At 59.9% G+C, this 15,970-nt stretch carries 15 protein-coding genes and 1 riboswitch; of the genes, 6 read left to right on the forward strand and 9 right to left on the reverse strand.

Features of this window, described 5'->3' with window-relative positions:
- Nucleotides 1-189: 189 nt before the first annotated feature.
- The 4 genes from fepB (at nt 190) to AAZQ98_RS12135 (ending at nt 4,585) form a co-directional block, all read left to right on the forward strand.
- On the forward strand, nt 190-1,143 hold the full coding sequence (fepB, locus tag AAZQ98_RS12120; protein WP_434692603.1) for a Fe2+-enterobactin ABC transporter substrate-binding protein: 954 nt from the start codon (nt 190-192) through the stop codon (nt 1,141-1,143).
- 142 nt (nt 1,144-1,285) lie between these two features.
- Complete coding sequence (locus tag AAZQ98_RS12125; RefSeq protein ID WP_434692606.1) at nt 1,286-1,993, forward strand: HNH endonuclease family protein; 708 nt, start codon at nt 1,286-1,288, stop codon at nt 1,991-1,993.
- Nucleotides 1,994-2,163: 170 nt separating this feature from the next.
- A complete protein-coding gene (locus AAZQ98_RS12130; protein ID WP_105657967.1) occupies nt 2,164-2,376 on the forward strand; it encodes a hypothetical protein in 213 nt (70 codons plus the stop codon).
- Between the two features lie 175 nt (nt 2,377-2,551).
- On the forward strand, nt 2,552-4,585 hold the full coding sequence (locus tag AAZQ98_RS12135) for a 5'-nucleotidase C-terminal domain-containing protein (protein ID WP_434692608.1): 2,034 nt from the start codon (nt 2,552-2,554) through the stop codon (nt 4,583-4,585).
- 70 nt (nt 4,586-4,655) lie between these two features.
- On the opposite strand, the gene AAZQ98_RS12140 is transcribed toward AAZQ98_RS12135, so the two are convergent.
- The 8 genes from AAZQ98_RS12140 to AAZQ98_RS12175 form a co-directional block, all read right to left on the reverse strand.
- The gene (locus tag AAZQ98_RS12140; protein ID WP_434692611.1) at nt 4,656-4,979 is read right to left on the reverse strand and encodes a putative quinol monooxygenase; all 324 of its coding nucleotides are present in this window, start codon (nt 4,977-4,979) and stop codon (nt 4,656-4,658) included.
- 4 nt (nt 4,980-4,983) lie between these two features.
- Nucleotides 4,984-5,403 (reverse strand): MmcQ/YjbR family DNA-binding protein, encoded by a 420-nt coding sequence (locus tag AAZQ98_RS12145; RefSeq protein ID WP_434692614.1) that lies wholly within the window; start codon nt 5,401-5,403, stop codon nt 4,984-4,986.
- Nucleotides 5,404-5,413: 10 nt separating this feature from the next.
- The gene (locus tag AAZQ98_RS12150) at nt 5,414-5,830 is read right to left on the reverse strand and encodes a CoA-binding protein (protein WP_434692617.1); all 417 of its coding nucleotides are present in this window, start codon (nt 5,828-5,830) and stop codon (nt 5,414-5,416) included.
- 104 nt (nt 5,831-5,934) lie between these two features.
- On the reverse strand, nt 5,935-7,353 hold the full coding sequence (locus AAZQ98_RS12155) for an NtaA/DmoA family FMN-dependent monooxygenase (RefSeq protein WP_434692620.1): 1,419 nt from the start codon (nt 7,351-7,353) through the stop codon (nt 5,935-5,937).
- 2 nt (nt 7,354-7,355) lie between these two features.
- A complete protein-coding gene (locus AAZQ98_RS12160; protein WP_434692623.1) occupies nt 7,356-8,573 on the reverse strand; it encodes an acyl-CoA dehydrogenase family protein in 1,218 nt (405 codons plus the stop codon).
- Between the two features lie 94 nt (nt 8,574-8,667).
- Nucleotides 8,668-9,540 (reverse strand): MetQ/NlpA family ABC transporter substrate-binding protein, encoded by an 873-nt coding sequence (locus AAZQ98_RS12165; protein ID WP_434692624.1) that lies wholly within the window; start codon nt 9,538-9,540, stop codon nt 8,668-8,670.
- Between the two features lie 43 nt (nt 9,541-9,583).
- On the reverse strand, nt 9,584-10,300 hold the full coding sequence (locus AAZQ98_RS12170) for a methionine ABC transporter permease (protein WP_434692626.1): 717 nt from the start codon (nt 10,298-10,300) through the stop codon (nt 9,584-9,586).
- Between the two features lie 16 nt (nt 10,301-10,316).
- Nucleotides 10,317-11,120: a methionine ABC transporter ATP-binding protein gene (locus tag AAZQ98_RS12175; protein ID WP_434692628.1), complete on the reverse strand. Its 804-nt coding sequence runs from the start codon at nt 11,118-11,120 to the stop codon at nt 10,317-10,319.
- Nucleotides 11,121-11,206: 86 nt separating this feature from the next.
- Nucleotides 11,207-11,296, reverse strand: a riboswitch (SAM riboswitch).
- 284 nt (nt 11,297-11,580) lie between these two features.
- Here AAZQ98_RS12175 and AAZQ98_RS12180 point away from each other — a divergent pair.
- Both AAZQ98_RS12180 and ggt read left to right on the forward strand, forming a co-directional pair.
- Nucleotides 11,581-12,444: an NAD(P)H-binding protein gene (locus AAZQ98_RS12180; RefSeq protein WP_434692630.1), complete on the forward strand. Its 864-nt coding sequence runs from the start codon at nt 11,581-11,583 to the stop codon at nt 12,442-12,444.
- 215 nt (nt 12,445-12,659) lie between these two features.
- On the forward strand, nt 12,660-14,483 hold the full coding sequence (ggt, locus tag AAZQ98_RS12185) for a gamma-glutamyltransferase (RefSeq protein ID WP_434692631.1): 1,824 nt from the start codon (nt 12,660-12,662) through the stop codon (nt 14,481-14,483).
- Nucleotides 14,484-14,565: 82 nt separating this feature from the next.
- On the opposite strand, the gene AAZQ98_RS12190 is transcribed toward ggt, so the two are convergent.
- Nucleotides 14,566-15,969 carry an LLM class flavin-dependent oxidoreductase gene (locus AAZQ98_RS12190; RefSeq protein WP_434692633.1) on the reverse strand — a complete coding sequence of 468 codons (1,404 nt, stop codon included), beginning with the start codon at nt 15,967-15,969 and terminating at the stop codon, nt 14,566-14,568.
- Nucleotide 15,970 lies beyond the last annotated feature (1 nt).

A 15,970-nucleotide genomic window follows, 5' to 3' on the forward strand; every position in this document is an offset into this window, starting at 1 on the left:
ACCAGCGCACGGGCCCGTGTCCGGGGAACATAAAATAGGTTCGGAAAGACTTCCAGTAATTCATTGCCGTTCAATGCCGCCTAGCCATTTTCTGGCCGTCGGCCCAGGAGAATCCTAGTGCGTCCCAGCTTGTCCCGAATCGCAGTTGCCTTGTGCCTTGGCATCTTGGCCTTTTCCCTTGGCTCTTGCGTGGCGTTACCTGACGAGCAAGGGCGAGATGCGGGCACCGCGGCATTTGAATCCGGGCATTGGCCACGCACCTTGACTGATTCAATGCATGACCCCATACGGATCCCGGCAAAACCTGAACGTATCGTCTCGACCTCGGTAGGACTCACGGGTTCACTGCTGGCCCTGGACGCGCCGGTCATTGCCAGCGCAACGGCGCCGGCGGGGCCTGATACCGATGGCGACGGTTTCTTCAAGCATTGGGCTGATGTTGCCTCGGATCGCAAAGTTGATCCGCTCTACGAAATCGGGAAGTTCGATCTGGATGAAATCGAGGACCAGAAACCCGACCTCATCATCGTGGCGGCAACAGGAGCCGACTCCGAAGTCGACAACGTAGGTGCGCTGAGGAAGATTGCACCAACCATTGTCGTGGACTACGCAGATAAGGACTGGAACGAACTTTCAAAGTTGCTCGGGGAAGCCACTGGTACCGAAGAACGAGCACAGCAGAACACTGCAGCCATTAACGAACGGGTTTCAGCACTGAGAAGCATGCTGGCAATCCCCTCCGGAACCACGGCTTCAATCATTTCCTACGCAGCCCATGGCATATCCCCGATCGCTAAAACCACCGGGCCGCATGCGCAGCTGTTCAGAGGACTCGGCTTCACGGTGGTATCCACGCCAAAGAAGTTCGACACTTCCACACAGCCAAGAGAAGATTTCAGTTTCGTCAGCTACAGGGATCTGCCAGCAACGCTCACTGGAGACGCCACCTTCCTCTTGGCCGCGGGCAAAAAATCGACCACGGCATTTACCTCGGATGAATCACTAGCCCAGCTGCCATCGGTGCAGAGCGGCAGCGTCTTCCCGCTCACCACTGCCCACCTTCTGGACTACTACGCAACCCAGAAGATCTTGGACTATTTCGAACACGATTTTCCAGGTCTGGGCTCTTCTGAGCTCGAGTAGCAGCATTCTTTGAAGCCGGTACATCCGACCTCACGCCACAACACGGATCATGGACGGCTAAATGGTCCGCTCCACTGCCTATAGTTCAAGTCAGAGCATCTTCTAGCTCAAGCACCGGCCACCTTAGGAGTAGTACTACCGCATGCGTTCGCTGCGTCGCACCTTATCTTTGTTCGCCCTCCTGTCCACCCTGGCTCTGAGCTCGTGCTCTTCATTGGAGACCATTGAGTTCCCGCCCCTTCCTGATGCCCAAGCCGCACCGACGCCAAGCACCGCAGAACAACGCGATATCTACGCAGAATCCCTTGAACTGCTCAATGAAGTTACGGTCAAAGGCCGCGCACCGAAAACCGGCTACGACAGAGCGGAATTCGGCAAGGGATGGAAAGATCCGGACCGCAATGGATGCGATGCGCGCAACGACATCCTCTCGCGCGATTTGGTGGACGTGACATATAAACCGGCCACGCGACCCTGCGTTGTATTGAGCGGAACGTTCGATGATCCCTACACGGGCAAGACCATCGAATTCAAGCGCGGCCAAGGCACCAGCACCGCCGTGCAAATCGACCATGTTGTCGCCCTGTCCGATTCCTGGCAAAAGGGCGCGCAGCGCTGGGATGCCGAGACCCGCTTGGAATTTGCCAATGACCCGCTGAACCTGCTGGCTTCCGATGGCCCCACTAATGCTTCCAAAGGCGACAAGGACGCGGCATCATGGTTGCCGCCCAACAAGAGCTTCCGTTGCACTTACGTCTCGCGGCAGACCCAGGTAAAAGCCAAATACGACGTTTGGATGACCAAGGCAGAGCACACCGCGATCGGGAACATCCTCAAATCCTGCATCTAGCAGTCAGGCAGCTTCGCCGGGCCTCATAACCGTACGCAGGACATCGCACGGAAACATCCACCTTAAGGCTTATCGTCAAATCGATGGACTTGTGGCAAAATGGATATTATTCAACACGTTAGCGATTATGTTCTGCGATGGCTTGGCCTAATCCTCTACTGCAAGGGCGCATGATGAAGACACGAATCCCCGGAGTCCTCCTACTGGTTTCCAGCGTGTGCATCTTCAGTTTTGCACTGACCACCACGCAGCGCGAGGCAGCCACGGCCTGCTGGGTCGTCTCCACCCTCATGTTCATTGGAGCAGCCATGCTGCTGCTGAGTGCGATCCTTGGAACTTCCACCGTCACCGCAGGTGACCCGCGGCATAAGCGTCAGCAATAACTGCATACTCCTCTCATCAGAAGCAACCTCTTGGCCTATGGCTGGGAGGTTGCTTCTGTTGAATAACCGACAGTACTTGTACTTCTGCACCTAAATTTAACGCCAAAGCATCGACAGGTTCATTCAGATGCGATAGACATATGTCTTGTCACACTCGTCACTTTTAGGAGTACCCATGCCTGCATTCAGGCAGATAAGAAAACTCGGTCTCGCTTCGCTGGCAACGATTTCGCTGGCCGCCACCGGTGCCGCAACAGCTCAGGCTACATCCACGCAGAGTGCTTCCCTGTCGCCAGCGGCGGGTACTGAAGCCGTCACCATTGATCTAGTTGGCATCAATGACTTCCATGGACGCATTTCTGCTGACAGAAGCTCTGCCGGAGCTGCTGTGCTGTCCGGTGCTGTAGATGGAATGCGTGCAGAAAACGAAAACACCCTATTCGTCTCCGCCGGCGATAACATCGGCGCCTCAACCTTCGCTTCCGCGTCGCAGGATGACGAACCAACCATCGCTGCCCTGGGTGCTGGCGGCCTGGATGTCTCGGCAGTAGGCAACCACGAGTTCGACAAGGGCTTCGCGGACCTGACCGGACGCGTCATCGACAGCTACGCCGATTCCAGCGGTGTCAACGGCGCCGACTTCGCATTGGGCGCCAATGTCTACGAAAAGGGCACCACGACTCCTGCCCTCCAGGAATACGCGATCCGCGAGATCTCCGGTATTTCCGTGGGCTTCATTGGCACCGTTACCGAAGACATGCCTTCACTGGTTTCCCCAGCTGGCATCGCCGACCTGGATTTCGGCAGCGAACTGGAAGCAGCGAACCGTGTAGCTGAGCAGCTCTCCGATGGCGATGACGCGAACGGCGAGGCAGATGTAGTGGTGCTGCTGACCCACAACGGTTCCGCTGGCGATCAGTGCGCAGATATTGCCGAAGAAGACAGCGCCTATGGCGAGCTCGTTCGCGAGGCCAGCAACGAGATCGACGCGATCTTCTCGGGCCACACCCACCAGTCCTACGACTGCGAAATCGCGGGCCGCCCGGTGATCCAGTCCCACCAGTACGGCACCACCTTGGGCAAGGTTTCCTTGCAGGTAGATCCTGAGACTGGCGAAGTCACCGAGGCCGCTACCGAGCGCATCGCCTTGGCAACCGAGGGTGCTGACGGCGAATGGGTGGGCAACTTTGATGCCAATGCCCAGGTCGCAGAAATCGTTAGCGCCGCTGAAGCCGAAGCTGAAGTGGTCGGCAGCGTGAAGATCGGCGCCATCTCTGAAGACATCCTTCGTGGTGGAGAAGAACCCGGCCAGGACCGAGGCGTTGAATCCACCCTGGGCAACACCGTAGCCGACATCCACCTGTGGGCTACCTCTAATGAGGATTTCGCCAGCGAACCAGCCGAGATCGCATTCATGAACCCAGGCGGCCTGCGTGCCGACCTGCTCTACGGCCAAGATGGCACAGTGTCCTACAAGGCCGCAGCCGAGGTCCAGCCATTCGCCAACACCCTGATCACCTTCAACCTCACCGGGGCGCAGATCCGCGAGGCCCTGGAGCAGCAGTGGCAGCCTGCAGGATCGGAACGCAACAAGCTGCATCTGGGTATTTCCGAGGGCCTCGCCTACACCTACGTCGAGGATGCTGCCCAGGGCGAGCACATCAAGGACATCACCTTCAAGGGCGAGCCGCTGGACGAGGAAGCAACCTTCCGTGTCGCAGCCAATGCATTCCTGGCTACCGGTGGCGATAACTTCGCTGCGTTTGCCGCCGGCACCGATCATGCTGACTCCGGCCAGATCGATTTGGACGCCACCGTGAACTACTTCAAGGCACACGACGTTGTTGAGCCGGCTCCGCTGGGCCGCGCGGTCCTGCAAGAGCCTGTTGCGCCAACGCAGTCGCCGGATCCTTCGGATGAGCCAACCGGGGATCCAACTGATTCGCCGGAACCATCTGAGGATGCAACCGACGACGCGACCGAAGAACCTACCAGTTCGCCAGAGCCAACTGGGGACGCGACCCGGTCCCCTGACTCGTCTGGCGAGCCTAAGGACGAGCAGAAGGATGATTCCCAGAACCGGGACTCCGAAGATCTAGCCGATACCGGATTCGGCACCAGCTGGATCGGCATCGTCGCCGGTGTCGTTGTCCTGGCAGGCATCGCCTTGGTACTGATACGCCGCTTCGGCAACAAGACCGGACGCTAGAGCCCAAGGGCATAGATAAAGGCCAAGGGAAGAACCAAGAGGTTCTTCCCTTTGCCTTTGTCCCAATAACTTAGTCGATGACCAGTTCGCCCATGGAATCCCAGCCTTCGCCGTCTACCTTGCGGGAAACGATCTTCGGGGTGGAGACCAGGTGTGGTCGCATGGACTCAAGACCGGCAGCGAAGTGGGCGGAGTTCACGTGGTTTGCCGCGGCTTCGTCATCGCGGAAGGCCTCAACCAGGACGAATTCGTTGGGGTCTTCGACGCTCACGGACCAATCGAAGAAGATGTTGCCCTCTTCGGCGCGGGTTGTCGTGGTGAATTCAGCGACATGGCCCATGAAGTTCGGGGTGGATTCTGGCTTTACTTGGAATTTAACAACGATGAAGTACATGTCTCTAGTCTAGGGTTCCCTTGTTAATTGCGCCTTGCAAACGAATGTATTCTTTATCCCTTTGGGGCATGCCGTCGACCACTAAATCGTATGAATCCTCGATGAGCTCGCCCATCAGTTGCGGGTCGAGTCCTGCACGAACCGTATTCCAGTGCTTCTTGTTCATGTGATAGCCCGCGGTGATCTGCGGATGCTCGCTGCGCTGCTGGTCTGCCAGAGCCGGTTCGCATTTCAGGTTCAGCACCAATTCGCCTTGCAGGTGCATGAGCAGCCCAAATATTTTGCCTTTGCCCGGATCCCTGCCCGCCACCTTGAATACGGTGCTGTCAGGGCCAAAGGGGTAATCGGCGTAAGCGCACGGCATGCGCAGGCACAGCTGCGTCCACGCATTTTCCAATTCTTCTTGCCCAGCTGTTGTTGCCATCAATGCCTCGCTAGCGAAATGGGTGCTCGATCTTGGGGCAGGTATCCATCACTACATCCAGTCCCGCGTCCTTGGCCCGTCGGGCGGCGGCTTCGTCAATGACGCCCAGCTGCAACCACACCGCCTTCGCTCCCACGGCGATGGCTTGGTCAACGATGTCTCCCACCTTGGAAGAGTTCACGAAGCAATCCACCACGTCAATGGGGCCTGGAATGTCAGCAAGCTTCGCGAAGCCCGGTTCGCCCATCACAGTTTCCGCGCCTAACGACACCGGAATAACCTGCATCGACAGTTCATCACGCAGGAAACGCGCGATGGACGGAGCTACGCGAGCAGGGTTGTTGGTCAGCCCGACAACCGCCCAGCGTCCAGGCGTGGTCAACAGCCTGCGGATTGTTGCCGAATTATTTACGTGCTGCGTGTCCATGCACGACACCATACCGCGTCGCTGGCACTTTTGGCGTCCAGGTACTGAAGTACGTCCAGTTGGCAGGACCCGCCCATGCCACTGGCCTTCCAAGCGTTCGGAATTCACTGCTGCAGCTGAACCGCTTTCCCAGTGGCTGCCGCGCTGTTCTGCGAGAACGCCCCGCGGTGCTTAGCCGCCGGATGATGCGCGGGCAGGTAATCGCCACGGCCAAAGACCTTTTGGCGCAGGCTGCCCTCGGCATATCCACTTTGGGCCAGGCCACGGCGGCGCAGTTCGGGCAGCACTCCTTCAATGAAGTTGTCGTAGGAGCCGGGAAGAACATGATTCATCACGTTCAGGCCATCGATACCAGCATCCTGCCAGCGTTCGAGCTCATCGACAATTTGTTCCGGGGTCCCCGAAATCTGCTGTGCCTTGGCGCGGTAGTAGGCCAAGTCGCGCAGGGTCGGATTGCCGCCGGGCACCGAAGCCCGGGCTGCTTCAAGTACTCCCTGCGCGCCCTCGGTCTGGATCTGGCCGATCGGGGTATCCAGATCCAGTCCGCCCAGATCCACTCCGATACCGCCGCCGATGTGCGCGATGATGGCGTCCAAGTCCAGGTACTCGTCGTATTCGGCTTCCAATGCCTTGGCTTCAGCTTCCGTGGAACCGACGAGGAAGGACAAGCCGGCAAAGACCTTGATGTCATCGCGGCCGCGTCCGGCAGCAGCCAGGTGCTCGATCAGCTGGGCATTCTTCTTCGCCACGTACTGTGCGTGCGGGGCAAAGAGGAAGGTCGCCTCGGCGTGAGTGGCCGCGAACTGCGAACCGCGTGCCGACGAACCAGCCTGGAATAGGAACGGGGTGCGCTGGGCACTTGGCAGTGCCAGGTGCGGACCGTCAATGGAGTAGTAGTCGCCGCGGTGGTTGATTTTGTTGACCTTGGCCGGATCTGCGTAGATTCCGGAAATCTTGTCGGCCAGCAAGGCGTCCTCTTCCCAGGAGCCCTCCCACAGCTTATAGGCGGCGTCGACGTATTCTTCGGCCCAACCGTAGCGGTCCTCGTGCCCGACCAGTTCTTTCCCGCCGAAATTGCGGTGCGCATTTTCCAGTACGCTGGTGACGATATTCCAGGCTACACGCCCCTGCGAGAGATGATCCAGGGTGGAGATCTGCCGGGCAAACTGGAATGGATGGGATTGGATGACCGAGCTGGTCATCGCCAGGCCGATGTCCTTGGTGCTGGCGGCCAATGCCGAAAGCAGGACCAGCGGATCATGGCTGGGGACCTGCAGTCCCTTTCGTACGTGCGATGCCCAACCACCCTCATGCTCGCCGTAAAGGCCAACCACGTCAGCGAAGAACAGCGAATCGAACTTGGCCTCTTCCAACTTCTTGGCCAAGTCAACCCATAGGCCCAGTTCATGGAACCGATGCTGCTGCGCTTCGGGGTGGCGCCACATTCCGCCAAGGATGTGGCTGGAGGTGTTCATCAAGAAGGCCGAAAGCAGCAAGCGCGGGCGTTCGTTGAAAGTACCCATGATTATTTTCCTGCCTTTGCTTCGCCGATCGAGTTCAAACCAGTAGGAATGGTGCCGTTGATGAAGTAGTCCCCCACCGAGCGTGCCTTGAAGGCCACCGGATTGTGGGTGGCCACCGTGCGGGCATTGCGCCAGAAGCGGTCCAGCGACTTGGAGGTCGAAATCGCCGAGGCCCCGGTGACGTCGAAGAGCTCGCTGGTGGCGTCCAGGACCAGCTTCGGCGTGGCCACGTGGGCTTGCTGGACGGCAAGCTCTGCGCGCAGGTAGGCCGCTTGCGGGTCCAAGCCCAGATCCTCGTCGAGCGCCGAATCCAGTTCCCGGGCTGCGGTGACCACGATGCTCTCTGCAGCGAAGACATTGGCCGCCAAACGGCCGACAAGTTCCTGGATCTGCGCGTCATCCTTGAACAGCGCGCCGGAGCCGGTATTGAAGGTTCGCGTGCGGTTGGCAACGATGTCTGCGGCGGCATTGCGGGCCCCCTTGCCGATACCGGCCAGTACGGCGAGCAGGCACAGCTGGAAGAAGGCAGGTTCAAGGGTGGAAGCTATCTTGCGCTGAATGATATTGGCTTCTTCCACCGCAACGTCAGTGAATATCGCGGTGCCGGTACCGGTCAGCGGCTGGCCGAAGCCATCCCAGTCGTCAAGGATCTCCACGCCCTCGGCATGGCGATCGACGATGGCGTATTGGCGCCCCTCGATCCCGTCGGTGGTCGCCATGACCACTACCCAATCGGCGAAGATCGAGCCAGTGGTGTAGTACTTCTCGCCGCGCAGCACCCAGCCTTGCCCGGTCTGGACCAGCTTGGTATTGGTGGTGCCAAGGGCATTGCCGCCACGCTCGGTCGCGGCGTTGCCGAAGATTTCCCCGGCAAGCACCCGCGGGAACCAGCGGTCCTGGAACTCTGCCGGCTGCAGGGAGATGGTTTCTACGAAGGAGAAGTGGCTGCGCAGCAGGTGCGCCACATTCGAGTCCGCCGCGGCCAGCTCGATCAGCAAGCGGAACAGATGCTCGTGGCTGATAGGCGAACCGCCATGGCTTTCTGGCACGCGCAGCGTGGTGAAACCGGCATCCTTGAGCCACTGCACCTGCTCGAAAGGCAGGATGCGCTGCTGCTCGCGTTCACAGCTTCCTTCAGCAATTCTGGCAAAGACCGCTTGGAATCGCTCCAGTAGTTCCTGGTAGCGGCTTTCGATTGCGGGTGCGGCGATCATCGTCATTGGTTCTCCCTGCAGGACGTCGATACTTTGAGTAAAGGAGTCGGAAAATGTGGTGCCCCACAACGCCGAAGTTCAGCGTCGTGGGGCCAAGGGCCTACTTATTCCAGGTGGCGAAGTCCGCTTCGAGATCGCGGTCCCAAGGAGTGCCCAACGCACCGTCGAGGTAGCTCGCGTACCATTCGCGCACCTCCTCGGAGTGGTAGGCCTCTTCCAGCGCCTTGCCCTTTTCGGTGTCCGTAAACCCTGGCTTTGCGCCGATGATGTTGATGTACGGGAGCGCTTCTTCTTCCTCTTCAAAGAGCAGTGCGTCCTTCGGGTTCAGTCCGATCTCGGCGCCGAGCCGGGCGAAAAGGAACCCGGCATCCACGTCAGGCAGGGTCTTGGAGAGCGACTGCTGATCTACCTCAACGAACTTGAAGCCCTTGGGGTTCTCCAGGATGTCGTTCTGCGACAAGTGGATCACGCTCTTGCCCTCAGCTACCTTCAGGACACCGGCCTTATCCAACAGGGCCAGGGCGCGTCCGTTGTTGGCGGTATCCACGGGCAGTGCGATGGTCGCACCGTTGGGCAAGTCCTTGATGTCGTCGTATTTCTTCGAGTACACGCCGGCAGGTGAGCTGTACATGTAGAAGGCCGGCTCCACGTCGACGTTCTGATCCTTCTTGAACTGTTCCAGGTAAGCGCCGTGCTGGAAGAAGTTGGCATCGTATTCGCCATTGGACACCACGTGGTTCGGCTGCACGATGTCGGTGACATAGGTAGCTTCCAGAGTCCAGCCCTTTTCGGCCAGCAGCTTCTGGGCGATTTTGGTTGGTTCCTGCGATGGGGCCGATTCGGTGACAATAACCTTGATGGTCTTGTCACCGGTGCCGGCCGCCTGTCCACCTGCCAGGCCGCAAGAAGCCAGCGCGAGAAGTGCGGCGGAGCCGGCGGTGAAAGTTAAGAAGGTGCGGCGAGAGAATGCCATGGTGTTGTCCTTTGCTGAAATGCGAGTTGAGCGGGTTTTGTGTTTAGCGCTTGTCAGCGGCGCGCGATAGCCGAGTTCCGACGAACTGAACTGCATGCACCAGCAGGATCATCAACACGATGGCTAGCAGCATGACTCCGGTTTCATAGCGGTAGTAGCCGTAGCGGATTGCGAAGTCGCCGATACCGCCTCCGCCGACCAGTCCGGCCATGGCCGAATACGAGATGAAGCTGACGGTCATGATGGTGATGGAAGACAGCAGTGCAGGCTTGGCTTCGATCAGCAGCACTTCACGGATGATCTGTCCCCGGGTGGCGCCCATGGCCTGCGCTGCTTCGACAACGCCATTGCCAAGCTGGCTGATGTTCTGCTCCACGAACCGGGCGAAATAGGGGATCGCGTTGATGGTCAGCGGAACGATAACCGCCGCGGTGCCAATGGTAGTTCCCACAACGAATCGGGTGAACGGGATGATGGCGATCAGCAGGATGAGGAATGGGAAGGAACGGATTGTATTGACCAGCCCGTCAACGATTCGGTGCAGTCGCGGACGTGGGCGCAAACCGTTGGGAGACATCGAGTAAAGCCAAATGCCCAGCGGGGTTCCCAGGAGAATCGCGATCGGGATGGAAACCAGCAGCATCGCAAAGGTCTGCGCCATGGCGACCCAGATTTCCGGGGCAAGTTCGATGATGCGGTCAAGACTGAAAGCTGCTGCGTTGCCGTTGCTCGTGGCTAGCACTACTGACGTGAAATTCATTGGTAATCCAGGTTCTCTATACGCGGGCTACGGTGGCAGCGACGGCTTGGTCCTGCTTTGGCTGGCGGTTAAGCGTGATTTCGTCACTGATCAGGTAGCGGCCGATTGGCGTCACTGGTTCAAAGCCTGGTTCTCGCAACGAGCTCAGGGCGAACTCTTCAACTACCGCTCCGTCTTCCATGACCGAAACCTTGTCGGCAATGGCCTTAATAACGTTCATCTCGTGGGTGACGATGACTGTGGTGATGCCAAGGCTGGCGTTGATGTCACTGAGGTATTGCAGCACCGACGTTGTCGTTCTGGGATCCACGGCACTGGTTGGCTCATCGCACAGCAGGACCTTGGGCTCGGTGACCAGCGCGCGGGCAATGGCGATGCGCTGTTTCTGGCCGCCCGAAAGCTGTCCTGGATAGGCGGCAGCCTTGTCAGCGAGGTCCACAATGGACAGCGCTTCCAGCGCACGTTCACGGCGTTGCTTTTTCGGAACACCAGCGAACTTCAGATTCAGCTCGACGTTCTGTTGCGCGGTGCGATTGTTCAGCAGGTTGAAGTGCTGGAAGATCATCCCGATCTCATGACGCTGCTTTCGCAGGTCTCCTTCACTGAGCCCGGTCAGTTCGACGCCATCCACGATGACCTGGCCCGACGTGGGACGCTGCAGCAAATTGATATTGCGCAATAGCGTTGACTTTCCGGCACCGGAAAATCCGATAATTCCATGGATGGTTCCGGCCTGGATTTCCAGCGAGACATCCTTGACGGCCGTGAATTGATCTTGGCCCTTGCCGAAGGCGGTCGTTACGTTTTCAAGACGAATCATCATCGCTCCCTTGGTGCTTGGTTATGCGGAGCGCACTTCGCGAAAATCATCTGCATTCCACAGATTTTCCGTCGCGAAGTGAAAGTACTCCATCGGTTCTGGCTGTAGCACCGCTCCCTCTCGGGTGGTTGCTGCGACGTCGTTGAGCCAGATCTCTCAGTCGCTCTGGATGGTGTGCGTTCGGTTGTACGAGCCGAACAATTCAAGTCTGGAGTCCATGCCCGCAGGCCGGCAAACGTTACTTCAATCGGCGTCATCAAGTCATAGTCCGGACGGACCCACGCTGAAATCACGCAATAATCCACGTAGCAATCTGACACATTTCGCTACTTCCCCTCTTTGTGACGAAAGCCTTGCAGTTTCTGCCCATCTCTCGCTGGCTTGTGCCAGCAATCTTGGGTGGGGAATTCAGCGATGCCTACGGTGGTTGTAGTGGAATGCAGACCAACGAGAGGACCCCATGAAGATCGCAATTACCGGTGCCACCGGACAGCTTGGAAATCTAGTCATCGACGCGCTGCTGGCGCGCGGGGCGAATGCCGCTGATCTGGTCGCAATTGGCCGCTCCGAGCAGAAGCTGGAACCGCTGGCAGGCAAAGGCCTGGAAACCCGCGTTGCCGATTACAACGCCCAGCCAACTCTCGTGTCCGCACTCGAAGGCATAGACAAGCTGCTGCTGATTTCGGCCAGCGAGGTGGGCCAGCGCGTTGCCCAGCATGAGAACGTCATCAACGCGGCCAAGCACGTGGATGTCTCGCTGATCGCCTACACCTCAATTGCCAACGCCCTGTCCGGCGGCATGAAGCTCGCCGAGGAGCACATCGCCACCGAACGGCTGCTGGCCGGATCCGGCATCGACTACGTGCTGTTGCGCAATGGATGGTACATCGAGAACTACACCGACCAGCTGATGGGCTACCTCAACAGCGGCACGGTGCTCGGTGCCGCCGGCGACGGCAAGATCAGCGCTGCCGCCCGTGCAGACTACGCGGATGCCGCTGCGGCCGTGCTGCTTTCCAAGGAAGACCAGAACGGCAGGATCTACGAGCTGGGCAGCGACAAGCCATTCACCCTCGCCCAGCTCGCTGGCGCGGTTGGCGCTGCCGCCGGCCAGGACATCGCCTACCAGGAAATGGATCCCGGACAACTGGAAAAGATCTACGCTGATGCCGGCGTCCCCGGACCGTTCGCGCACATCCTCGTCGATACCGACATGCGCATTAGAGAAGGAGCACTGGAAGTGAACTCCGGGGAGCTAGCACAGCTGATCGGCCGCGCCCCGGCTTCCTTGGGCAAAGTCATCAAGGACAACCTGGACAAGTAGCCCAGGTGCACTAGGGTTCCAGCGGGCAGGCACTGGCGGCGATCGAGGCCGCGGTGCCTGCCCGCCGCTTTAACGAGTCACAACCCGGAATATTCGCGCGGCAATGCCGAAATTGCCGCGCAAACCCATGGTGCCGCGTGTCACAACCGCGTGGCGAGTTCCCGCTCCCGTAAATTTGCGCATACTTCATCCCCACCTGCAGAGGAGATCAAAGCATGCCACGAGTACGTTCAAGATCAGTTGCCTGCGCGGCAGCCATCGCCTTGGGCCTGGGAGCTTTCTCAGCGCTTCCGGCGAGCGCCGAACCACGGCACACCCAGAAGGACCCGACCGCCGTCGGCACTGGAGGCGCAGTCTCGTCGGTCGATCCGGAGGCCACCGCTGCCGGCATCGAAATCCTGCGCAAGGGAGGCAACGCCGTCGATGCGGCTGTGGCAACCGCAGCGGCACTGGGCGTCACCGAACCCTATAGCGCAGGCATTGGCGGCGGCGGATACTTCATGCACTACGATGCGAAATCGGGCAAGGTCAGCACCATCGACGGCCGCGAAACCGCCCCGGCAGGCATTGGGCATGATGCCTTCATCGATCCTGGAACCGGCGAGCCGTATAACTTCACCCCGGAACTGGTCACCAGTGGTGTGGCCGTAGGCGTGCCCGGGACAGTGGCCACCTGGCAGCGCGCACTGGATAATTGGGGTTCGCAGAACCTGAAACAGGTTCTGCGGCCGGCGACCCAGATCGCTTCACGCGGCTTCGTCATCGACGAGACGTTCCGCGAGCAGACCCTGGACAACAAGGAACGGTTTGCCGCGTTCACCTCCACGAGCGAATTGTTCCTGCCCGGCGGAGATGCTCCGGAAGTCGGGAGCATTTTCAAGAATCCGGATCTCGCACACACCTACCGGATGCTGGCCAAGCAAGGCATTGATGGATTCTATGAGGGCGAACTGGCTGCCGACATCGCCCAAACGGTACAGGCGCCGCCAAAGAGCGAAGAGACCACCCTCCCGGTTCCCGCAGGGCAGCTGGGCACCGCCGACCTGGCCGGCTACGAAGTGGTGGAGCAGGCTCCGACAAAGGTGGACTACCGGGGCTACGACGTCTTCGGCATGGCTCCTTCTTCCAGTGGCGGAACGACCATCGGCGAATCGCTGAACATTCTGGGCGAATTCGATTTGCCAGCCATGGAAGAACCCGATGCCTTGCATCATTATTTCGAGGCAACTGCGCTCGCCTACGCTGATCGCGGCAAGTACGTCGGCGACCCCGCGTTCACCAGCGTCCCGACCCGGACCTTGACGGACAAGTTATTCGGCGCGGATCGTGCCTGCGCCATTGATCCGGATCAGGCCGCAACGAAGCCGGTCGCTCCGGGCGACCTTGAAAACTATGATGGCCAATGCCCTGCGGCCACCAGCGAACCGGTAGTGGAGCAGGATACGGAGAACATCTCCACCACCCATCTGTCGGTCGTGGACCGTTGGGGCAATGCCGTTTCCTACACGTTGACCATCGAGCAGACCGGCGGCTCGGGCATGGTGGTCCCCGATCGCGGTTTCCTGCTGAACAACGAACTGACCGATTTCTCCACGGTGTACGACCCGCAGGATCCGAACCGCATTGAACCTGGCAAGCGCCCGCGTTCCTCGATGGCTCCGACCATTGTCCTGCAGGACGGCGAGCCGGTGCTGGCCATTGGCTCCCCCGGTGGTTCAACCATCATCACCACGGTGCTGCAGACCCTGGTGAACCGCATTGATCTGGGCATGGACATCAGCGAAGCCATCGCCGCTCCACGTGCTTCCCAGCGCAATACGGCAGTGGTCACGGCGGAACCGGAGTTCATCCAAGCCCATGGTTCGGCGCTCGAAGCCTTCGGGCACAAGCTCGCGCCCGCTGGGGATTCCTTCACTCCGCAGGCGGAAATCGGGGCGGTTGAAGCGGTGGAAATCGCTGCCGATGGCACACTCACCGCCGCGGCCGAGCCCACGAGGCGCGGCGGCGGTTCAGCCATGGTGCTGCAGCCAACCGAATAGGCCCGCAGGCAGACAGCGGCCCCCGGCAACTTCATTCGAAGGTGCCGGGGGCCGCCGTCTGCTGCGCTAGCAGGCGATGCGCCTAGGCCTGCGCGGCCATCCGGTTGGAGATCTTGTACCGGGCTGCGCGGTGGGTGTCCTTCACGCGGTCGCCGGCACCGAACATCTTGTGGCGCAGCGAGCCCTCGGTGTATTCGGTCTTGTAGACCCCGCGCGCCTGCAGCTCGGGAACCACGTACTCGACGATGTCCTCGAAGGTGCCCGGCGTGACAGCATAGGCGAGGTTGAAGCCGTCCACGTCGGTGTAGTCCACCCAGTCGATGAGCTTCTCGGCTACCTCGGCGCCGGAACCGACGGAGACCGGGCCGAATCCGCCCACGCCGATCCATTCGGCCAGCTGGCGGATGGTCCACGGCTTGCCGGTATCGCCGCTGGCCTTCTTGAAGGTTTCCACCGAGGACTGGATGGCGTTGGACTTCACGTCGTCGCCGATGACATCGTCGGGGCCGTAGACGGACATGTCGATGCCGGTCCAGCCCGACAGCAGTGCCAGTGACCCCTCGATATCCACGTAGGAGCTGTAGTCCTGGAACTTCGCCTGGGCCAGTTCGGTGGTTTCGGCGGTAATGATGGTCTGCATGGCGAAGACTTTGATGTCGTAGCGGCCACGCCCGGCGGCCTCGGCAGCGTCACGGATCTTGCTGACCGCTTCCTTCAGCAGGTCGCGGGTGGGGCAATTGACGAAGATCGCTTCGGCGTTCGTTGCGGCGAACTCGGTGCCGCGCTTGGAGGCGCCGGCCTGGTAGATCACCGGGGTGCGCTGGGTGGACGGCTCGGTGATGGCGATGCCCGGAACCTTGAAGTACTTGCCTTCGTGCTCGATCGGGTGCACCTTGGCCGGGTCGGTGTAGACACCGGTGGCCTTGTTGTTCTGCACCGCGTCGTCTTCCCAGGAGCCTTCGAGCAGCTTGTAGACCACCTCGAGGTACTCATCGGCGTGGTTGTAGCGCTCGTCGTGCTCCATCTGGTCTTCCTGGCCCATATTGCGGGCCGCCGAGGGAAGGTAGCCGGTGACGACATTCCAGCCCACGCGGCCGTTGGTCAGGTGGTCCAAGGTGGCCAAGCGGCGGGCGAAAGCGTACGGGTGCTCATAGGCGGTACCTGCGGTGACGCCGAAGCCGAGGTTTTCGGTCACAGCGGCCATGGCGGAAACCAGCATCATCGGGTCGTTGACCGGTGCCTGCGCGCCGGAGCCCAGCGGGGTCACGTTGGTGCCCTTGTACACGTCGTAGGTGCCCAGCACGTCGGCAAGGAACAGGCCGTCGAACTTCCCCTTTTCCAGCACCTTGGCCAGGTGGGTCCAGTAGCCCAGGGTGTTGTAGGTCGAGGCCTTGTCCTGAGGATGGCGCCACAGGCCCGGCGACTGGTGCACCACGCAGTTCATGTCGAATGCGTTGAATAGGATCTCGCGCTTGTTCTCGCTCATG

The sequence above is a fragment of the Glutamicibacter sp. Je.9.36 genome (genome assembly GCF_051129975.1).
Taxonomy (GTDB): Bacteria; Actinomycetota; Actinomycetes; order Actinomycetales; family Micrococcaceae; genus Glutamicibacter.